The following is a 21,361-nucleotide window of genomic DNA, read 5'->3' on the forward strand; positions in this document are numbered from 1 at the left end:
CCAGACTCAAAATAAGGGGGATCGCAATGATGGATGAGGCAGCGTTATTGAAGATGACGGGGATCTCCAAATCATTTCTCGGAGTGAAAGCTTTAAATGACGTGAATTTTACAGTAAATAGAGGCGAAGTTGTCGGCCTTGTTGGGGAGAATGGTGCTGGAAAATCGACCTTAATGAAAGTATTAAGCGGGATATACATGCCTGATGATGGAAGGATCTTGTTAGAAGGAGAGCCGGTTATTTTTCGTGGACCCAGAGACGCGCAAAATTTCGGCATCAGCACGATTCACCAGGAATTAAATCTGTTGCCGCACTTAACGGTAGCGGAAAATATATTTATACAATCATTGCCCCAAAAAAGGGGCGTGTTAGATAAAAAGAAGCTGTTAAAAGAGTCGCAACTCTTACTGGATGATCTAGGCTTCGGTGTTGATCCTAAAACCCTTGTTGAGGACTTAACCGTAGGTGCCCAGCAAATGGTTGAAATAGCGAAAGCCTTATCATTTCGATCCAAAATGATCATAATGGATGAACCCACTTCGGCGATTACGGAGCAAGAAACAGTTAAACTGTTTGAGATCATTCGTTCATTAAAATCTAAAGGGATTGCCATTGTCTATATTTCTCATCGAATGGAAGAAATTTACGAGATTTGTGATCGCATAATTGTTTTGCGGGATGGCCGAAATGCCGGTGAAGGTTTGTCGAGCTCTCTCAAGCCTAAGGAAATCGTGAAAATGCTGGTCGGAAGAGAAATGACCCAGATATTTCCGGAGAGAGAAAGACATGACCTTGATGAGGTAGTTATGGAAGTCAGAAACTTCTCAAGGGAGGGTGTTTTCGACAACATCTCATTCAAACTTTATAAGGGTGAAATTCTAGGTATTTCCGGATTGATGGGTTCCAGCCGAACCGAATTGATGGAATCGATATTTGGTTTAGAGCATATATCACAAGGACAATTATTCTTAAATGGCGAACCGGTAAAAATAAAGTCCACTTCTGACGCCATTTCCAGAGGAATTGCCCTAGTACCAGAAGACCGGCGTAAGCATGGTCTGATTAACAATTTTTCGGTTGTTCAGAACGTAACTCTTACAACTTTAAGAAATATATCTGGCTTTCTCCAAAAGATCAATTTCAAGAAAGAACGGGAGATTACGGATCGATACATTGCCCAACTCAGCATCAAAACGCCTAGCGGCGCAACGATAATATCCAATCTGAGCGGTGGCAATCAGCAGAAAGCAATCATAGCCAGATGGCTCGAGTGCAAGCCAAGAATTCTGATTCTTGACGAACCTACTCGTGGAATCGATATCGGGGCAAAATCAGAAATCTATCGAATTATTCATGACCTGGCCGCCAAAGGAACATCCATCATCATGATTTCGTCGGAATTACCGGAAATCATCGGAATGAGCGATCGGATTCTTGTCATGGCCAGCGGGAAAATTACCGGTGAATTTTCTAGAGAAGAGGCCACACCAGAAACGATCATGCTTAGTGCTACGAAAGGAGTTTAACATGAGCGATCCTAATCTCTCCGCCAGTCAATCTTCACCACAGCCCATACATAAACAGGGACCGCCGATAGGACGATGGAATATATTTTCACTGCTTTTGAAAAATAAGGTCCTTATCGCCTTATTATTGCTATGCGTATTTTTCAGCTTATCCTCCGAACAATTTTTAAGAATCGACAATATTTTAAACGTGTTTTTGCAAAGCGCAATCATGGGTATCATCGCTATCGGTATGACCTATGTCGTCATAACAGCGGGAATTGACTTAGGAGTAGGCTCAGTTGTTGCGGTTTCCGGAATGATTATTGCAGGCATGATAATCTCCGGCATTCCGGTCATAGCGGCTATTCTGGTTGGTCTTGTTATCGGCATGGGCAGCGGTGTCATTAATGGATTTTTTATCACCAGGTTCAATATGGCGCCTTTCATCGTCACGTTAGGCATGATGGCTGCTGCTCGTTCTATTACCTTGGTTTACTCGGATGCACAAACCATATCAGTGTACAAGGATCCTTTCCTGCAATTTCTTCGTATGGGAAATGTCTTAGGAGTTCCGGTCATGATCCTGATCACCGCCGTATTATTTATCATTGCGAATTATGTACTATCCAACACTGTGTTCGGTCGACATGTTTATGCCATTGGCAGTAATAAAAAAGCGGCTGAGGTTTCAGGCATCAATGTAAAACGGGTAGAAATGATGGTTTATATCATCGCTGGTGTTCTGGCCGGTGTTGGCGGACTGATGATGACCGCGAGACTAGGTTCCGGCACCCCGCTTGCGGGTGTCAACCTTGAGTTGATGGCGATTGCTGCAGTTGTCATTGGCGGAAGCAGCTTGTCGGGCGGCAGAGGGACGATTTTCGGAACTTTGATTGGTGTTCTATTAATAAACGTTTTAAATACCGGCATGAATCTTATGAATATTTCTTCTCACTATCAAGGTTTAATTATGGGAAGCGTTATCCTTCTAGCCGCATTAATAGATTCGCTAAGCAATAAAAAATCCAAATAGCATTCGACTGCACACTACAAAAGAAACTGTGGAGGTAATGAATGATGGACCAAAAGCTGAATGTCATGAAAAAGTTTATTAATGATCCTGAAAAAGTCGTTGATGAGATGTTGGAAGGACTGCTCATTGCTCACTCGGATCAACTAAAAAGTGTGAGAAGTGACAACCGGGCTCTTGTCAGGGCGGATGCTCCTGTTTCGGGAAAAGTAGCGATCGCCACGGGCGGCGGCTCCGGACATCTTCCATTATTCCTCGGATATGTCGGTAAAGGCATGTTAGACGGAGTAGCAGTGGGTGATATTTTTGCCTCGCCCAGCTCTCAACAAATGCTCGACACCACCCGTTCCATCCATGGTGGGGAAGGTGTGTTGTATATTTATGGGAATTATGGTGGAGATGTAATGAACTTCGACATGGCTGCGGAATTAGCTGATCTTGAAGACATAAGAGTAGAGACTGTGGTTGCCACTGACGATGTGGCCTCGATGCCTCAAGGTTATGAGCATCAGCGCCGTGGGGTTGCCGGCATGTTCTACCTCTATAAATTAGCGGCTGCAAAAGCTGAACAGGGAGCTAGTTTAGACGAAGTAAAACGGATAGCGGAGAAGGCCAATGCAAATGTTCGAACCATGGGTGTTGCGCTTACCCCTTGCATCCTGCCTGCAGTCGGTCGTCCCACTTTTGAAATCGGTGAGGGTGAAATGGAAATCGGAATGGGTATTCATGGTGAACCGGGAATCCAACGCGGGATTATACAAACTGCCGATGAAGTGGCAAATACGTTGGTCAGCACCATATTGAAAGATATGCCAATAGAGAAAGGCAGCGATGTTTCTGTCCTAATCAATGGATTGGGAGCCACACCGTTGGAAGAGCTGTATATTTTTTATCGCGCTGTTCATAAGCTGCTCGAACAAAAAGGCATTCATGTATATAGCCGCTATATCGGCGAATTTGCCACTTCTATGGAGATGGCGGGTCTCTCCGTGTCTATTCTACGGACTGACGAGGAATTACGTTCTTTGCTCGATGTCCCGTTCGTTACCCCTTTTCGCATACAAAACTGAGCATCAAAGAGTCGCATAAGGAGGAGGATCTAACGTGAAAGCAACTCTTAATGTGAATGATTTGAAAAATATTCTTAAAGAGATTAGCACGATTATGGATGAAAACAAGGATTACTTGTGCAAGCTCGATGGGGCGCTAGGAGATGGTGATATCGGGTTAACGATGTCAAAGGGTTTTAAGGCCGTTATCCAGAACTTGCCACAAACTCCAGACGATAATATTGGTGTTATGTTAATGAACAGTGCTGTTGTTATGGGAGAAACGGTTGCGTCTACTATGGGCACTTTAATGGCTACAGCTTTGATTCGTGGAGGTAAAGTTACTCAGGGGAAAACCGAATTGTCGGTCGAAGATCTGCTAAATATGATAACCGCAATGGTGCAGGCCTTAATGGATCGGGGTAAAGCAAAAGCGGGAGACAAAACGGTCCTTGATTCGTTTATTCCAGCAATGGATGCCGTTGAAGAAGCTTTAAACCAGGGGAAAACCATGAAAGAGGCTCTAAATGACGCATTTGCAGCGGCAGAGAACGGTGCGAAGAGGACCATAGATATGCAATCACGGCACGGCAGGGCTGGTCGTTATCTCGAGAGATCTATTGGACTTCAAGACCCAGGAGCCACGGTCGGGGCACTTTTTTTTAAGGGCTTCTGCAACTACATTAATTCCTGCAGTTCCAGCGTAACATGATTGAATCTAGATTGGGAGGAGGTCGCCGCACCATATTGCGACCTCCTCATTTTTATATTGCATTATCTTTGATCGTTGTTGTTAATACCGTGATTCTCATCATTGTTGTCATCGTTGTCGGTCTTAGCAAGAGAAGGCAAACCGGAGATATAACCTGCGTTGCCGGGATTCTGGGATTCGACCATAAGATAGGTAAATCCATTCAAATCGTCAACGAATTGTACGCCCGTTACTTCTCCGCCATCGGGAGCGGAGATTATGCGGGAGAGCTTGCCGGTATCGATATTATAGGCCCAGCCGTAATTGTTGTGGTGCCTGCCGCCATCTTCGGCGATGAATAAGGTTCTCAGCTTTTCGGAAAATACGATGTTGTCGGGATTGGATATTCTCTCCGGATCAGATGTGTTGCCTGCCGCGTCTTTGGCAGGAAGGTCTTTACCGAACACAAGACCGGTCATTGTGTCAGCGACATATTTGCTTTTTATCTTATTGCCGTCGCGATCCAGCTGGCCGTCGGCCAGGGACATTTGATAGATTCCACCGGAGTTTACTTTAGAAACTTGAATATCATCCGCAGGATCCATCGTATTTGCTGTCATTCCGCCGCTGATCGTTGACATGGTAACATACATCTTGTTGTCGGCTTCATTCAGTTCAACGGTCTCCATCTTGTTGAATTCCGCAGTTGCACCCAGCAGGGCACCGTAACGGCGGGATTCTAAGAAAGCAGCTGCCTTTTCCATTCCCGGCTTCAGCTTCAACCACTCGTCTCGTCCGCCGGCTTTGGTTCTCGTGAATCCATTGGCTTTTGCGTATTCTGCATCGGCAGTCGTTTCAAAAATATCACTGAATTTAACTTTCTCAGCTATTTGTTTGATTTCCGCATCATTCGCATGCCCCAGCTTAATCCACTGTAAATCGGCAGTACCGCCGTTATCCGCACTCGTTTGGATCCATTTTGCGGCATAAAGTGTTCCGGAAGAAAGGTCTTTCGCTTTGTCTGCGACATACATGAATGACATCGTATATGAACCGTCATCGCCGTAATAAACGGTACGGTTGTCCGGGGCTGCCTTTACATTCTCAGAAGAAAGCCGTCCCATGCTGTAGTGTTTCACGGCCGTGGCAGTACCGTCTGCGTGAACGGTTACTTCCGGTGTGTGTCCGTAAAGATATGGATTTCCCAGGATCGTGTCGTCTTGATAGTAATTGCGGGCGAATTGAGTGACGGCAGACTTCTCCGGATTCGCTTCATGCTCTTTAGCGTCCGGTTCATACTCTTCGCTGCCCAGATGTGTGTTCCAAGGCGACAGGGAACCTGCGCAAGGAGTCCATATACCGCCGTCAGCAGAAAAATCAATCGGTTTCGTGTCCGTCACAGTCAGTTGACCTGTCTCTTGATTTTGTACAACCGTATTCAACATCATGGATTTCGGCATGTTTCCGATCGTGTTTGACGGCATGGATTCATAATGGTTCACCATGTACAGGTTTCCGTGGACATCAATCAGGGTGTTGCTGTCCGGAGAAGTGGAGATGTATGGTTTACCTTCAGGAGACTTGATCATATTGCCATCAGCATCATAAGCTGCGCCAGCGGTTGTTCCGTTAATTACATCCCCTGGCCGGAACAAAGATTTATACTCTAGCGGGAGCGTACGTTGAGAACCGTTGTCGTATGTAACCAGAACGGCTGCCTCACTATACATTTTGGAGCGTTCTTCGGCGGTATCGGGTGCGTCCATTCCTATAAACTCCACTTTCTCGACGGACACTCTTTTGTCAGGTTCAGCGAATACGTTCGCTGCGGATGGGAAAAGCACCGCCAAACTCAACAATGGGGCGATAAACTTTGTTTTTTTCATCAACTTACCTCCGTTTTCTAGTAGGTAGAAGCTCAATTAAATTCTAGAAAACGAATGTTCGATAGATATTTTTGGAATGTAAAACCTATAACAATGAGCGGATTTTAATCTATTGCCGGCTGTCAGCGAGAAGTTTAAACCAACATCTGCTGAATCTTATACTATAATGAGCTTAGCGGGAATTCACAGTTATCATTAAGGGGTTTGAGAGCCATGGGTCCTACGGAATTTGCCACCAAGCACGAGCAAATCATTCAACATATTGAAAGTCTTAGTGTGGGGACGCGCATCTCCGTACGTAAGATCGCGCAGGAGCTGGAGGTAAGCGAGGGTACGGCCTATCGGGCGATCAAGGATGCGGAGAATCGTGGAATTGTCAGCACCAAAGAGCGGACGGGAAGCGTAAGGGTAGAGAAAAAACAAAATCAGCATATCGACAAATTGACATTCGAAGAAATCGTTAAAATGGTGGATGGAGAAGTTTTAGGCGGTTCAGCCGGCCTCCACAAAACGTTAAGCAAATTTGTGATCGGCGCCATGCAGCTTGAAGCGATGATCAAGTACATCGAACCGGGCAATCTGCTCATAGTCGGCAACCGGAATAAGGCGCATCACAGCGCGCTCACTTTGGGCGCAGGTGTGTTGATCACAGGCGGTTTCGGCACGACGGACGAGGTGAAAGAGCTTGCCGATGAGCTTGAACTTCCCATTATAAGCAGCGGTTACGATACGTTCACTGTAGCTGCACTCATCAATCGCGCCATTTACGACAGGCTCATCAAGAAGAAAATCGTCCTTGTCAGGGATATTGTACGCCATGACTTGCCGCTCGCTTATATGCACAAATCGGACACCGTCGATGATTTATTGAAGCGCATCGACGAGACGAACCATAACCGCTTCCCGGTGGTCGACGATGCGAATAAGCCGGTCGGCATGATTACGACCAAGGATATTATCGGCGCTTCCGGCAATCAGAGAGTGGATAAGTTGATGACACGCAATCCGGTAACCGTTACCGGGCAAACTTCAGTGGCGGCGGCCGGCCACAAAATGGTGTGGGAAGCCATTGAACTTCTTCCCGTTATCGATGATAAGGGCAGCCTGCAGGGAGTGATCAGCCGCAAGGATGTGCTGAAGGCCATGCAGAACATTCAGATGCAGCCTCAATACGGGGAAACGCTGGAAGAAAGAATCTGGTCCGGCTTCGAGGAGCTCCGTGATGATGACGGGAAGCCGTATTACCACGGAGCCGTTGCCGCCGATATGAGCAACCCGGTGGGTAATCTATCCGAAGGGATACTGGCCGGCCTCATCAATCAAGTCGTGTCCAGAACGATGAAGGAGGAGCGCCGGGGAGATCTCGTCATCGACAGCACCTCCGTCTACTATCTTGCGCCTGTTGAAATCGATCACGTTGTGGATCTGTTCCCGACTGTCATCGAATCAAGCCGGAGGTTCTGCAAGGTTCAAGTGGAAGTCTACACCGGCGGCAAAAGGGTAGCTCAAGCTATCATAACGGCGCGATTAAACGATCATTAACAGAGCATCCGGAACCCGAAAGCAATAACGAAACCCAACCGAGGTTGGGTTTTTTTGTTGTTCTGCGGATTTTTCAGGGGCAACTGCGCAGACTACGTATTGGCAGAATCTGCTACATAAAATCACATACGAAGGGGAAATCGCTTTGACTACTGCCGGCTCAAGACGCACATTTACTGAAGTTGCTACGATCTATGCCATTATTGCTGCAATCGGCGGCTTCCTGTTCGGATATGATACCGCTGTAATTTCAGGCGCGATCGGTTTTATCAGACAATTGTTCGGTTTGGAACCCGCCATGGAGGGATGGGTCGTATCCAGCCTGATTGTCGGAGCCACTCTCGGTGCTGCAGTATCCGGGTTCTTGAGCGATCGCTTCGGGCGTAAAAGAATGTTGATTCTCTCCGCTCTGTTGTTCATCGTCGGAGCGATCGCTTCCGCCATCCCGAGCACCGTCGCCGAACTCATTGTGGCCAGAATGATCGCGGGGGTCGGCGTCGGTATGGCGTCTACATTGTCTCCGCTCTACATCGCAGAAATTGCCCCGGCCAGAAATCGCGGACGACTTGTTTCGATTTATCAGTTCGCCGTTGTCACAGGCATTTTCGTCACCTATTTCATCAATGCCGCCATTGTGCGGTTCGGAGATGAAGCTTGGGAAATCAATTATTCCTGGCGTTGGATGCTTGGCTTCGGCGTTGTGCCGGGTTTGCTGTATTTGCTGCTGTTATTGCGGATCCCGGAAACCCCGCGATGGCTGATGAAACAGAAACAAGAGGTAGCGGCGTTGGAAGTGCTCGAGCGGATGAACGGCAGGGAGGCCGCCAAATCGGAGCTTCATGAGATTGTGAATTTAAAGGAAGGCAAAGAAGCCTCGGTTACAGAATTGCTGCGGCCCGGTCTCCGCCTTGCGCTGATCATCGGTGTCGTGCTGGCGGTGCTTCAACAAATTACAGGCATTAATGCAATCATGTACTACGCTCCGGACATTTTCAAACAGGCGGGAACAGGCACGAATGCCGCGTTACTTCAAACGGTGCTGGTCGGTATCGTGAATTTCGTGTTTACGTTGGTTGCACTTTGGCTGATCGACAAGGTCGGGCGCAAACCGCTGCTTGTCGTCGGCGCAATTTTAATGGCGATCAGCTTGGCGGTAGTCGGCTATGCTTTTCAAGCGGAGAATGTATCGGGCATGCTGATTTTGTTTTTTATCCTGCTGTATGTAGCGTCTTTCGCCGTTTCCTTCGGACCGGTCGTATGGGTCATGATCTCCGAGCTGTTCCCTACACGCATTCGCGGGCGCGCGACAGCCATCGCCTCGTTCTCGCTATGGTTTGCGGACTTTATCGTTGCGCAAACATTTCCGATCCTGATCCATCGCCGCACGGGCATCGGTCCTGCCGCAACCTTCTGGGTATTTGCCGTCATCGCGGTAGTCGCGGTGATCTTCTCGGCCGCCGTCGTACCCGAGACCAAGGGGAAATCCTTGGAGGATATCGAAAAGATGTGGGTACGCAAATAAGAAAAAAGGTTGGGAGCCTCCCAGCCTTTTATTTTTTTCTATAGACACGCTCCGGACGGCCCACCGATCCGTAAGCCAAATCCGCAGCTACTTTGCCCGAAGAGACGAGAAACTCAAGATACCTTCGGGATGTGGATCGGCTGATGCCCAAATCCGCGCCGACCTGCTCGGCTGTAAAAGACGTTTCCGCCCGGTTCGTATACGCGGTCACTTTATCCAGCGTCAACTGATCGATCCCTTTAGGATAAGAAGACCTGCTTTTATCGCCTTCGTTCAGCCGCAGCAGCTGGTCTATTTTATATTGATCAACGGTGCTTTCGGAACCCTGCTCCTCCAGCGCGCTTATTTTACTTCGGAAGCTCTTGTACTTTTGCAGCGTCTCTTCCAGGCGCTCGTAAATGACCGGCTTTAATATATAATCGAAAACTCCGCCATGAATCGCTTCCCGAACCGTATGCAGCTCTTTGGCGGCAGTGACCATAATGATGTCCGTGCGCGTATGATTTAATTTGATATGCCGAAGCAGATCGAAGCCATGAACATCCGGGAGATAAAGATCGAGCAGCACCAGATCCGGCGTTAATATCTCCAGGAGATCCTTGGCTTGGCGGCCGTCCGTGGCGATTCCGGCTGCTTGATAGCCCTCGACCTTTTCGACAAACCGTTTGTTGATCTCCGCATTTCGGATGTTGTCTTCCACGATGAGTACCTGTATCAATCGGTGTCCCTCCCGTTCTTAGGAATCGCAACAAAAAATCGCGTGCCCGCCGTTTGCCCCGGATGATGCTCGATCAGCCCTCCCAGCTGCTCAACCGCTCTGCTGACCAATGCCAAACCCAAGCCGCGCTTTTCTCCATTTTTCGTTGAGAAGCCCACTTCGAAAATTCGGTCCCACCATTCGGCTGGAATGCCGGGGCCGTTATCTTCAATTTCCACGATCAAATCCTGTCCGAGATCCGTCAGCAGTATGTTAACGTGCTTGTCCTTGTCGTTTGCCAGCACAGCTTCCATTGCGTTATCCAGTAAATTGCCCAAAATGGTGACGAGCTGATTACGGTCGATCGACGGCGGCACATCTTTGAACGTGCTGCCTTCGTCAATGTTCAAGCGTATTTTCAGCTCTCTTGCCCGGTTGATTTTCCCGATTAACAGACCGCCGATGATGGGATCGGGAATTTCCTTCGTGATCAGCTTGAGCAGATCGCTCTGGGTATCTGATTCGCGTGTTATAAAATCGATGGCCTCCCGATAGGATTCCAATTGAATAAGTCCCGAAATCGTGTGAAGCTTATTGGAATACTCGTGGGTTTGGGCCCGCAGGCCGTCTGCATACTGCTTTAATTGAGACAGCTGTTGGGTGAGTAAGTAGAGCTCCGATTTATTTCGAAAACTCGACACGGCACCTATTACCGTACCATTGCGGTCTTTTACCGGCAACCGGTTGACGACGACCACGTTACCGCCTACCACCAATTCGCTGTCGAATTCGGCCAAGCCTTTTTGGATGGCTTCAGGCGGGGTCATGTATGGAACGAGCTCCGAGATCGGTCGGCCTATGATTTCGGATTTATCCTCCGTTCCTAGAATACTTAAAGCGTTCTGATTGACCAGGGTAATGACGCCTTTCTTATCGACGGTAATAATTCCCTCGTGTATGGATTCCAGGACGGCTTCTTGTTCCTGATACAGTCTTCCGATATCTTCGGGCTCCAAGCCCATAATAGAACGCTTCACATTATTCGCAATTATCGCTGCCCCTGCCGCTCCAAGAAGAAGGGCTACCAATGCGATCGCAATAATCGTGTTTCGAAACTGGTAGGCTTGCTTGTTAATGTCCTCGATCAGGAAACCCACGGACACTACGCCGATGACCTCATGCCGCTCGTTGAAAATCGGCGTTTTTCCCCGGAGTGAGAGCCCCAGAGTACCCGTCGCTTGTGAAACGATAGACTGCCCGAGAAATACCGGTCCATTATCACCGCCGACCATGGATTGGCCTATACGTGACGCAATGGGATGGGAATACCGGATTCCATCGCGATTGCCGACAACAATAAATTCGGCATCCGTCTGTTTGCGAATTTCGTCAACCATCGGTTGTATCGTTGCAGCAGGATTGGGATCATGGAATGCACTTTTCAGTTCGGGGATGGAAGCGACCGTTTTCGCCAAATTAAGCGCCTTAGACCCGATTTGATTTTTGTATGAGGTGGACCACATTTCTTGAAACGTAACAGACACAGCGACTAATAAAATGAAGGTCAGAGTACACATCAGCAGTATTAATTTCGTTTGCAGCTTCAATCCGTTTCACACCGTTCCGTGAATTTTATGAACAAAATAAAGTTTATGGCCACAATTCAATTAATGTTCAGAACCTTTGCAAGCGAATGCATCAGTGGTAATATTCGAAGTGAAAGCGCTAACAAGGGTTGCAAGGTTATAGGTAATATATCATAAGGGGGAAGAAAATTGTCACTTAAAAAGAAAATGTGGAAGGTCGGCGCGTTTACGCTCCTGACGGCAGTAGCTTTAACGGCTTGCGGCAGCAAAGAATCCGGGAAATCGAGCTATCCGGAGAAGCCGCTCGTAGTCGTGGCCCCTTCCGGCGCAGGCGGCGGTTGGGACAAAACAGCCCGTTCCTTAACGAAGATATTGGCTGAAGCGAAGCTCGTAGATCAGACGATGACCGTCGAAAATAAGCCGGGCGGCGGCGGAGCCGTTTACTTGGCGGAATACGCTACACAAGAATCTAAAAACCCTTACAAGCTCATTGTCAGCTCACCGCCGATTATCATCAACAACCTTAAAAAAGAGGGCAACAGCCCATACGGCTATAAGGACACGACACCGCTGGCCCAGCTGACCAAGGATTTCGGCGCGATCGTCGTAGCAGCCGATTCCAAATATACGGACATCAAATCGCTGCTCGACGATATTAAAGCAGATTCGTCCAAGATTACCGTAGCCGGCGGTTCGGCGCCGGGATCCATGGACCATGTAATCACCGTATTGCCGGCTTATAAATACGGAATCGATCCGAAAACTGTGAAATATGTATCTTATGACGGCGGCGGCGAAGCGATTGCAGCTTTGCTGGGTAAAAATGCAGACGCCATCGGCACTGATATTTCCAGCGCGGCTGAATACCTGAAGGCCGGTAAAGTTAAAGTGCTCGCGGTAACTTCCGCAGAAAGACTAGGCGGAGATTTTAAAGACATTCCGACGTTGAAGGAATCCGGCATCGATGCGGAGTTTACAATCTGGCGCGGCGTTTTCGGACCTAAAGAAATGAAGGACGATGAGCTTGCGTTCTGGGAAAAAACGCTGAAATCGTTGAATGACTCGGAAGCATGGAAGAAGGAGCTTCAAGCCAACGCTTGGGAACCTGAATATAAAAACTCCGCCGATTTCGAGAAATTCCTTGGCGAACAAGAAGTGCTCATTAAAGATGTACTGAACGCTTTAGGTATGGCCAAGTAATACCTAGCAGAGGCAAGTCTATCGGAAGTGGCGAAGTCGGCGGCACAAACCGTCCTTCGTCACTTTTTTTCCAGAAAGCGGTGAGGTGAAAAGTATGAACAGAGTATTTGACAGGTATGCAAGTATTGTTTTTCTATTGATCGGTGTTCTTTTTGTGTGGGAGAGCCGCAAGATCAGCCAAAGCTCTTACGGCAGCAATGTAGGACCGGACATCTTTCCGATGGGGCTCGGCATAGTGCTGATTTTACTCAGCATTCGGCTTTTCTATGAAGTCATGAAGGCGCAGAGTGCAGTAGAGGGTGACCAGCCCCGTCCTGACTACAAGAGGTTTTTGCTGATACTTGGGGCGTCTATTCTATATGCTTATTTTTTAGAGGACATCGGTTATGTGATTGGGACGTTTGTGTTCTTATTATTCGGGTTCCAGGTAATCAAACGCGGGCAATGGGTCACCTCGTTAATTGTGTCCGCGGTTTTCTCCTACGGGATTTATTTTTTATTCGTCAAGGTTTTAGAGGGAAGTCTTCCGGGTTTTCCTTCTTGGCTTAATCTGGGATAATCGGAGGTCATCTAAATGGATGCTTTAAATTTTTTGGCGGATGGATTCGCTTCAGCCCTGCAGTGGCATAACTTGCTGTTCGCTTTCATCGGTGTCCTCATCGGTACGGCGGTCGGCGTGCTGCCGGGTATCGGCCCGATGAGCGGGGTAGCCCTGCTGATCCCGGTAACGGCAACAATGACCGGAGGGCAGGGTCCGGAAGAAGCGGCGACAAGCGCAATCATCCTGCTCGCAGGAGTGTATTACGGTGCGATGTATGGAGGCTCCACCACCTCGATCCTCTTGAACACGCCCGGTGAATCTTCTTCTGTTGTGACAACACTTGATGGTTATCAGATGGCCAAACAGGGACGTGCAGGAGCAGCACTGGCCATTTCTGCAATCGGTTCGTTCGCAGCCGGCATTTTTTCGTTAGTCGCATTAGTAGCTTTGGCAGGACCATTGTCCGACATCGCGATTAGATTCGGGCCTGCAGAATATTTTTCCTTGATGTTATTGGGACTGGCGGCGGTTAGCGGGCTTGCAGGCAAATCAATGACCAAGGCGTTGATTATGACAGTCATGGGACTTTTGCTTGCCACGATCGGCATGGACAACGTGTCCGGTGTCGCCCGGTTTACCTATAATAACCCTATTCTTTACAGCGGCCTTGAATTTTTGACTATTGCCGTAGGCTTGTTTGCACTTGGCGAAGTATTCAAAACGATCATCAATCGTGAATATGAGACCGGAGAAAAGGCTCGTGTCGGACGCATTCTGCCAACTAGGAAAGATTTGAAAGACAGCGCCGGTCCGATTGCGCGAGGCTCTATCTTAGGCTTTTTTTATAGGCGTTCTGCCCGGAGCGGGCGCAACGCTGGCTTCTTTTTTCAGCTACATCATGGAAAAGAAATTGAGCAAAAATCCTGAGAAATTCGGTAAAGGTGCGATCGAAGGTGTCGCCGCTCCAGAATCGGCTAACAATGCAGCCTCCGGAGGAGCTATGGTGCCGCTGCTTACACTGGGTATTCCAGGATCGGGAACGACGGCCATTCTCATGGGCGCTCTTATTATGTATAACGTGCAGCCAGGTCCGTTGTTGTTCACCGACCACCCCGAAGTCGCTTGGGGTCTTATCGCGAGTATGTTTATCGGAAACTTGATGCTTCTTGTGCTGAATATGCCTTTGGTCAAAGTATTTGCCAAAATCATCGATACTCCGCCGAAGTTCCTGCTTCCGATCATTATTGCGATCTCTGTGTTCGGAGTATATGCGGTTCAGTACAATACGTTCGACCTGCTGCTGTTGATGGGATGCGGCATTGCCGGCTACTTCCTATCCAAGAACGATTACCCTCTTGCCCCGTTGGTATTAGGGCTCGTTTTGGGACCGATGATCGAAAATAATATGCGCCGTGCTTTGACGGCCTCGAATGGAGACTTCTCCATCTTCATGACAAAACCGATTTCAGCCGTCTTTTTGGTCATTGCGGTGCTCTGGCTTGTCGTTCCGCTGATCTTGAAGATGCGCGGGAAAAAGGTTCTGGTCAATGAGGAGGCATAAGAGGTAAACTTGGGTTATAGCAGACAAAGGGGAGAATACCAGTGGCCACGAGTTCAAACATCATTATTCGGATGGATATTCAGAAAGCAAAAATATCTTTCGGTGAAGTAGCGGTCGCCATCGGCAACGCCGGCGGTGACATCATTGCGACGGATATTATCCATTCCGGTCAAGAGTCGGCAATCCGCGATATTACGGTCAATGTACCTGATCACAGCAATACCGAATTGCTTAAGCGGATTCGTGACTTGAACGGTGTGAAGGTAATCAATGTATCCGACCGGACGTTCCTGGTTCACCTTGGCGGCAAAATTGAGATGCAGCCGAAAATGCCGATCAAAAACCGGGAAGACTTGTCCCATGTATATACACCAGGCGTAGCAAAGGTCTGTAAAGCCATCCACGAGGATTCTTCAAAGGCTTACTCATTAACGATCAAACGGAATACAGTTGCAGTTGTCAGCGATGGCACGGCAGTATTAGGGCTTGGGGATATCGGCCCATTTGCGGCAATGCCGGTCATGGAAGGAAAAGCGATGCTGTTTAAGCAGCTGGCAGGCGTAGATGCCGTCCCAATCTGTCTGGACACGAAAGACACGGAAGAAATCATCCGTACCATCAAGAACATTGCGCCGGGCTTCGGCGGCATTAATCTCGAGGATATCAGCTCACCCCGGTGCTTTGAAATCGAAGAACGGCTTAAACAGGAGCTTGATATTCCGGTATTTCACGACGACCAGCACGGAACGGCTGTCGTCGTGCTGGCGGGTTTGCTGAATGCCCTGAAAATTGTAGGCAAAACGCCGGAGACGATTAAAGTGGTTGTCGCCGGCATAGGTGCGGCAGGCGTATCGTGTTCGAAGATGCTGCTTGCTGCAGGCGTGAAAAACTTGATCCCCGTCGACCGTCAGGGGGCGCTGGTGGCCGGTGAATCCTACCCCAATTCGATGTGGAACTGGCTCGCTGAGAGATCCAATCCATACAACATCAAGGGCTCTCTGTCGGAGGTGTTGGAAGGAGCCGATGTGTTCATCGGAGTATCGGGGCCGGGCATATTGAAGGTTGATGATCTGAAAAAGATGGCTCGCGATCCGATCGTGTTTGCCATGGCTAACCCGGAGCCGGAGATCGATCCCGAATCGGCGGAGCCGTACGTTCGCGTCATGGCCAGCGGCCGAAGCGATTACCCGAACCAGATTAACAACGTTCTCTGCTTTCCGGGCATTTTCCGGGGAGCTCTGGAGTGCCGCGCCAGTACGATCAACGAGAAGATGAAGCTGGCTGCGGCGGAAGCCATCGCTTCCGTCGTGAGCACAGAGGAATTGAACGAGCAGTACATCATTCCCAGTGTGTTTAATGAAGACGTCGTCAAAAAGGTGCGCGCGGCCGTAATCAAGGCCGCAATCGAAACGCAAGTTGCCAGACGGGTGCCGAGGGACTTCCGTTAATGGACGTTTTGTTCCTCATCATTTTGCAAGTGATTTTTCCCGTATTCGCATTGCTGGGTGCAGGTGCGTTCCTGCACCGGAAATATCATTTCGATTTGAAGACATTATCGACCTTGACGACATCCGTGTTTTTACCTGCCATCGCATTTGTAAATATTTATGAAAGCAATATCGCCGGAGAGTTGCTGACCCAGATCGTCGGCTTTCTATTGGTTCAGAACTTTACTTTAATGATTGTCACTGCAATCGTAGCAAAAGCTGCGAAGCTGGAGACCGGAGTGTCCGCAACTTTCAAGAACAGCGTCGTGCTGAACAATTCCGGCAACTACGGCTTGCCGGTCAGCCAGCTCGTCTTCCAAGGCAATGTGGTCGGCATGTCCATTCAAGTCATTGTCATGATCTTTCAAAATGTAATTACGCATACCTACGGCCTGTTTACTTCGGTATCGGCCAAAGTTCGCGGATCGAGAATCGTGCTGGAACTGTTAAAAGTGCCGATCATTTACGCTTTAATGCTGGGCTTTTTATTTAAGGGATTTGCCATCACAATACCCTCATTTATATGGAAGCCTATAGAGAACGTTTCGAATGCGTTTCTGGCGGTCGCCTTATTCACTCTGGGAGCACAAGTCGCGTACTTAAAGGTCAGACGGCCATCCTTGCCGCTGTCTCTGACGATCTTCGGCAGATTGCTGCTTTCACCTTTGCTGGGGCTTCTTATCATTATGGCTATGGGCTTGGAGGGGGTAACGGCGCAAGCGTTGTTCATCGCAAGCTCATTCCCGTCTTCCCGGAACACAGCTCTCTTCGCGCTGCAGTACGGGAATGATCCCGATTATGCGGCCGAGGCGGTACTGCTTACCACCTTGCTGAGCGCTATTACGGTAACGGCAGTCGTGTACCTGTCGCAAATCTTCTTTACGTTATAATGGGGTGGATACCTATTCGGGGAGGAATGTCTGATGAGTACAACGATACCTTTGAACAAGCACGGCTTCTCTGCGAGCAGACTTGTATTGGGCTGTATGGGCATGGGCGGCGGATGGAACCGGAATCCGTTGACCGCGGACGATCTGCGTCAAGCACATGAGGCTGTGGACGCCGCGTTGTCGATCGGCATCAATATGTTCGATCATGCGAATATATACGCTTACGGCAAGGCCGAGCAGGTGTTCGGACAGATGCTGAGAGAGCGGCCGGAGCTCAGGCGATCGATCTTTCTTCAATCCAAGTGCGGCATCCGTTTTCCGGAGCAAGAAGGGAAATTCACACGGTTTGATTTCTCGCAGGACCATATCTTGTCCAGTGTAGATGATATCCTGAGCCGGCTCGGTACGGAGAAGATCGATATCCTGCTTCTTCACCGCCCGGATCCTCTGGTGGAACCGGAACAGGTTGCGGAAGCTTTCCGAAAGCTGAAGTCGTCCGGTAAAGTGAGCCGCTTCGGCGTATCCAACATGAGCGCGGGGCAGATGAAGCTTCTGCAGGCTTACCTGGATGAGCCGCTTGTCGCGAACCAGCTGGAGATGAGCTTGCTGAAGCTCGATTGGCTGGACGCAGGCGTGCATGTGAACCAAGAAGCCGGAAAGCTCTCTTCGTTCCCTGAGGGAACGATCGAATATTGCCGGCTTGAGAATGTGCAGCTTCAGGCTTGGAGCCCGTTGGCACGAGGTTTGCTCAGCGGCGGCGATCTGACGGACGCGAGCGGCACCGTGCGGGAAACGGCGGCGTTGATAGCAAGTATGGCCGAAAATCGAGGGGTCACGCGGGAGGCCATTGTCCTGTCGTTCCTGCTGCGCCATCCGGCACAGATTCAGCCTGTGATCGGCACCGTCAATCCAGAGAGAATCCGCGCATGCGGAGATGCCGAGAAAGTAAACTTGAGTCACGAAGAGTGGTACCGGCTTTACGTCACCTCACGCGGCCAACCGATGCCTTGATGCAAATAAGCGAACCGTCACCACACGGTTCGCTTTTTTTATTTTTTGACTTCGAGCAATATGTTCTGCTATATGGCACAGGCGGATATTGCACTGCCGCAATTCGTGTTACTTTATTACCTAAAGATAACACGGGTGGTGATTACGAGGTTGAAAGAGCGCGAATTGGTGCGGTTCGGGGTGTCGATGCCGCAGGACCTCATCGAACAGTTTGATTCCTTTATTGCCGATCGGGGGTACAACAATCGTTCGGAAGCCATTCGGGATCTGGTGAGGAAAGTACTTATTCAAATGGATTACCTTGCGCCCAATGCGCTGGTAGCCGGAACAATCGTCATTGTTTACGATCATCATGCGTCCGGTCTGCCGAGCCATTTGATGGAGCTCCAGCACGCTTATTACGGTGACATCATCTCCACCATGCATGTTCATCTCAGTCATCATAAATGTATGGAAATCATCGTTGTCAACGGAGAGTACGGGCGGTTGAGCAGCTTCACCGATGCGATTCGCGTACAGAAGGGCGTTTTCTACGCCGAGCTTTCAGTGAGCGTTATTGACACCCGGCATGACACTGCCGGCAGCCGGCTCCATGAGCACCATGAAAAAGTAAGCTCCAAAAGAAAGGAAGTGTTGTAAATCATGCATATTCCAGACGGAATTCTCGATCCGAAGGTTTGGGTTTCCGCAGCGGCCGTTACCGGAGCCGTCTTGTACAAAAGCGTCAAGTATTCGCAGCGTACTTTGGAGCATCGCGCAGTACCGGTGATGGGCGCCATGGCCGCTTTTATTTTTGCCGCGCAAATGATTAACTTTCCGCTGCTTGGCGCCGCCGCTTCCGGGCATTTGATCGGAGCTGCGGTCTGCGCGATCTTGTTCGGATTTTGGCCTTCGACACTGATTATGTCTACGGTAGTCATTATTCAAGCCGTCATGTTCCAGGACGGGGGCATTACCGCCTTAGGCGCGAACATTCTCAATATGGCGATTGTCGCACCGGCGGCAGCGGCGCTGACACACAAACTGATGCAAAAGCTGTCGCTGCCCGGCAGTGTGTCGGCCATCGTCAGCGGATGGGTGTCGGTTGTCACTGTCGCTGCCGTCGGGGCGCTGGAATTAGCATTGTCCGGAGTCGTTTCCCTTCAGCTTGCAATGAGCACACTTCTGTTCTGGCATGGATTCATCGGAATCGGAGAAGGGTTGATCACAGCTGTTGTACTGCAGTTTGCCATACGGTCTTCGTTTGCATTTGCCGCTAAGGAGATGGCGTCGTGAAAAAACGAATCATCGCATGGATGGCTGTTTCCTTGTTCCTTGCAGGCTTCCTCTCCTTGTTCGCTTCGTCCCATCCGGACGGCTTCGAGAAAGCCGGGGAAAAGGCCGGCTACATCGAGCGCGCGGAAGTTTTATTAGCTGCGCCGATGCCGGACTATTCGATTCCGGGAATCGGAAGCTGGCTGTCGTCCAGTATCCCAGGCATTGTGGGTGTGCTTGTTACGTTTGCGGTGTTCGTCTTCATTGGGCGCCGGTTAGGAAGAAAGTCAAAATGAACCCGGTCATCCACTACCCGCCTCTGCGGATCGCCGTTGTTCTATTAATAATCGCTATGGGCGTGTCGGTGGAACGACTTGAAATCCTGCTGTTTTTAGTCATCTTGGGACAAGGGTGGCTGCTGGCAGGCGGAGTGCCGATCCGCCTCTTTTGGAGCCGGTTTCGCTTGGCCATTCCGTATTTTGTCTTCATGCTGCTGCTGTATCCGTGGACACATCCTGATGCGGGCTATTCTGCAGGACTTCCGCAAGCGCTGATGTATTGCGGGCGTCTGCTCTTTTCATTGCAGATGCTGACGCTGTTGTTTCATCAAATGCCGCTGCCGTTGTTTTTTGGAGCGTTGCTTCGCCTTAAGGTGCCGTCCATTTTTGTCGAAATGATTTTATTCACGCTTCGTTACTTGCAGCTGTTTCGATCCGAGGCGTCACACATGATGAAAAGCATTCGAAGCCGCGGATTTCGTAAATCCAGCTGGTTTTCACTGAAGAACTACGCCGCGTTATCCCGATTGTTGGGTTCCCTTATGCTTCGTTCACTGCGGCGCTCGGAAAAAGTGTCGATGGGTATGATGTCCAGAGGTTATAGAGGGATTGTTCCTTTAAGGGAGTTCGCGCTTCCGCACCGGTTGGATGCTTTGAAAGCCGCCGTCATGACGACAGCGGTATTGGGGATGCTCCTGTGGAGTATCTTTTGGAGGAATTTATGAAGCCGATCGTGCAATTCAAACAGGTGGTTTATCGTTATCGAACTGACCGGGCCGCGTTAACCGACGTCTCTTTTGAAATTATGGATAACCGGAAGACCGCGATCGTCGGTGCCAACGGAGCGGGTAAGTCAACAGTCGTCTTTCACCTTAACGGGTTGTTTCATCCGTCTTCCGGCGAGGTTTGGTTTCGCGGGGAACCGGTTACGCCGGAAATCCGTGCTCGTTTGGTCGATCATGTCGGCATCGTCTTTCAAGATCCGGACGACCAGATTATTTCGTTAACGGTGTATGAGGATGTCGCGTTCGGTCTCGTACAACGGGGATTGGATCGACAGGAGATGGATAGACGTGTTCGCTATTATATGGAACTTGTCGGTATATCCGAACTAGAAGGACGGAATCCGAATGAATTAAGCTTCGGTCAAAAAAAGATGGTTTCCATTGCGGGAGTGCTCGCAATGGAAACGGAAGTCGTCGTGTTCGACGAGCCGATGGCTTTTTTGGATCCTCACGGGAAGAAAGAGCTGCAGCGCATTATGAATATGCTCACCGATATGGGCAGAACGGTCGTGATCACGACACATGATATGCAATTGGTGGCGGAATGGGCGGAAGACGTCATCGTTATGTGTGACGGTAAATGTGCAGGCATAATGAGTCCGAACGAGTTGTTCGCGGACCGCAGCCTTCTCGCGCAGACGAAGCTGGAGCTGCCGCCGATGGCGGAGCTGGCTGCGATGCTTTGGCAAGGGGATCCTCATTCCATGCCGATTCGGATCGGGGAGTTGAGCCGGTGGCTCCAGCAGCAGCTGCACGAAAGCCTGAATGCCTCCCTGCCCGAGCGTGCTGTATAACGGAACAGAGTACTTTCGCGTCTTATCCGACTCGTTCATGATGGAAATT

General features: G+C 49.5%; 19 protein-coding genes and 1 pseudogene. 17 read left to right on the forward strand and 3 right to left on the reverse strand.

The genetic code is table 11. The annotated features are described in order from the left end of the window. Positions 1-26: 26 nt before the first annotated feature. Genes SD71_RS11335 through dhaL form a run of 4 tightly spaced genes read left to right on the forward strand, consistent with a single transcriptional unit; the run spans position 27 to position 4,299 of the window. On the forward strand, positions 27-1,526 hold the full coding sequence (locus SD71_RS11335) for a sugar ABC transporter ATP-binding protein (protein ID WP_041062805.1): 1,500 nt from the start codon (positions 27-29) through the stop codon (positions 1,524-1,526). Position 1,527: 1 nt separating this feature from the next. After that, positions 1,528-2,541: an ABC transporter permease gene (locus SD71_RS11340; protein ID WP_082034186.1), complete on the forward strand. Its 1,014-nt coding sequence runs from the start codon at positions 1,528-1,530 to the stop codon at positions 2,539-2,541. 44 nt (positions 2,542-2,585) lie between these two features. Then, positions 2,586-3,608: a dihydroxyacetone kinase subunit DhaK gene (locus SD71_RS11345; protein WP_268747735.1), complete on the forward strand. Its 1,023-nt coding sequence runs from the start codon at positions 2,586-2,588 to the stop codon at positions 3,606-3,608. A 34-nt stretch (positions 3,609-3,642) separates the two neighbouring features. After that, a complete protein-coding gene (gene dhaL / locus SD71_RS11350; protein ID WP_052476169.1) occupies positions 3,643-4,299 on the forward strand; it encodes a dihydroxyacetone kinase subunit DhaL in 657 nt (218 codons plus the stop codon). Positions 4,300-4,361: 62 nt separating this feature from the next. Here dhaL and SD71_RS11355 read toward each other — a convergent pair whose 3' ends face one another. Continuing rightward, positions 4,362-6,164 (reverse strand): PhoX family protein, encoded by a 1,803-nt coding sequence (locus tag SD71_RS11355; RefSeq protein ID WP_082034187.1) that lies wholly within the window; start codon positions 6,162-6,164, stop codon positions 4,362-4,364. A 213-nt stretch (positions 6,165-6,377) separates the two neighbouring features. Between SD71_RS11355 and SD71_RS11360 the strand changes: the two genes are divergently transcribed. Continuing rightward, a complete protein-coding gene (locus tag SD71_RS11360) occupies positions 6,378-7,706 on the forward strand; it encodes a DRTGG domain-containing protein (protein WP_041062808.1) in 1,329 nt (442 codons plus the stop codon). A 145-nt stretch (positions 7,707-7,851) separates the two neighbouring features. Next, complete coding sequence (locus tag SD71_RS11365; RefSeq protein WP_235427076.1) at positions 7,852-9,228, forward strand: sugar porter family MFS transporter; 1,377 nt, start codon at positions 7,852-7,854, stop codon at positions 9,226-9,228. A 28-nt stretch (positions 9,229-9,256) separates the two neighbouring features. Here SD71_RS11365 and SD71_RS11370 read toward each other — a convergent pair whose 3' ends face one another. Next, on the reverse strand, positions 9,257-9,946 hold the full coding sequence (locus SD71_RS11370) for a response regulator (RefSeq protein ID WP_041062811.1): 690 nt from the start codon (positions 9,944-9,946) through the stop codon (positions 9,257-9,259). Then, positions 9,943-11,532: an ATP-binding protein gene (locus SD71_RS11375; RefSeq protein ID WP_041062813.1), complete on the reverse strand. Its 1,590-nt coding sequence runs from the start codon at positions 11,530-11,532 to the stop codon at positions 9,943-9,945. The genes SD71_RS11370 and SD71_RS11375 overlap by 4 nt, the downstream gene beginning before the upstream one ends. A 186-nt stretch (positions 11,533-11,718) precedes the next feature. Here SD71_RS11375 and SD71_RS11380 point away from each other — a divergent pair, with 186 nt between their 5' ends. The 11 genes and pseudogenes from SD71_RS11380 (at position 11,719) to SD71_RS11430 (ending at position 21,312) form a co-directional block, all read left to right on the forward strand. After that, entirely contained in the window at positions 11,719-12,711 is a 993-nt protein-coding gene (locus tag SD71_RS11380; RefSeq protein ID WP_041063197.1) for a tripartite tricarboxylate transporter substrate binding protein, read from the forward strand. A 94-nt stretch (positions 12,712-12,805) separates the two neighbouring features. After that, positions 12,806-13,270, forward strand: a complete 465-nt coding sequence (locus SD71_RS11385) for a tripartite tricarboxylate transporter TctB family protein (RefSeq protein ID WP_041062815.1) — start codon at positions 12,806-12,808, stop codon at positions 13,268-13,270. A 15-nt stretch (positions 13,271-13,285) separates the two neighbouring features. After that, positions 13,286-14,813, forward strand: a pseudogene (locus SD71_RS11390) (tripartite tricarboxylate transporter permease). A 71-nt stretch (positions 14,814-14,884) separates the two neighbouring features. Next, entirely contained in the window at positions 14,885-16,261 is a 1,377-nt protein-coding gene (locus tag SD71_RS11395; RefSeq protein ID WP_052476202.1) for an NAD-dependent malic enzyme, read from the forward strand. Then, entirely contained in the window at positions 16,261-17,190 is a 930-nt protein-coding gene (locus tag SD71_RS11400) for an AEC family transporter (protein ID WP_041062820.1), read from the forward strand. The genes SD71_RS11395 and SD71_RS11400 overlap by 1 nt, the downstream gene beginning before the upstream one ends. Positions 17,191-17,223: 33 nt before the next feature. After that, positions 17,224-18,201 carry an aldo/keto reductase gene (locus tag SD71_RS11405; protein WP_041062823.1) on the forward strand — a complete coding sequence of 326 codons (978 nt, stop codon included), beginning with the start codon at positions 17,224-17,226 and terminating at the stop codon, positions 18,199-18,201. Positions 18,202-18,351: 150 nt separating this feature from the next. Continuing rightward, positions 18,352-18,840, forward strand: coding sequence for a nickel-responsive transcriptional regulator NikR (gene nikR / locus SD71_RS11410; protein ID WP_235427077.1), 489 nt, complete (start codon positions 18,352-18,354; stop codon positions 18,838-18,840). Positions 18,841-18,843: 3 nt separating this feature from the next. Next, positions 18,844-19,476, forward strand: coding sequence for an energy-coupling factor ABC transporter permease (locus SD71_RS11415; protein ID WP_041062826.1), 633 nt, complete (start codon positions 18,844-18,846; stop codon positions 19,474-19,476). Beyond that, positions 19,473-19,751, forward strand: a complete 279-nt coding sequence (locus SD71_RS11420) for a PDGLE domain-containing protein (protein WP_041062829.1) — start codon at positions 19,473-19,475, stop codon at positions 19,749-19,751. The genes SD71_RS11415 and SD71_RS11420 overlap by 4 nt, the downstream gene beginning before the upstream one ends. Then, a complete protein-coding gene (locus SD71_RS11425) occupies positions 19,748-20,458 on the forward strand; it encodes an energy-coupling factor transporter transmembrane component T family protein (protein WP_041062832.1) in 711 nt (236 codons plus the stop codon). Before SD71_RS11420 ends, SD71_RS11425 begins: the two co-directional genes overlap by 4 nt. Further along, complete coding sequence (locus SD71_RS11430) at positions 20,455-21,312, forward strand: energy-coupling factor ABC transporter ATP-binding protein (protein WP_052476171.1); 858 nt, start codon at positions 20,455-20,457, stop codon at positions 21,310-21,312. The genes SD71_RS11425 and SD71_RS11430 overlap by 4 nt, the downstream gene beginning before the upstream one ends. The last annotated feature ends 49 nt before the right edge of the window (positions 21,313-21,361 follow it).

Origin of the sequence: Cohnella kolymensis, assembly GCF_000829465.1 — a bacterium.
Taxonomy (GTDB): Bacteria; Bacillota; Bacilli; order Paenibacillales; family Paenibacillaceae; genus Cohnella; species Cohnella kolymensis.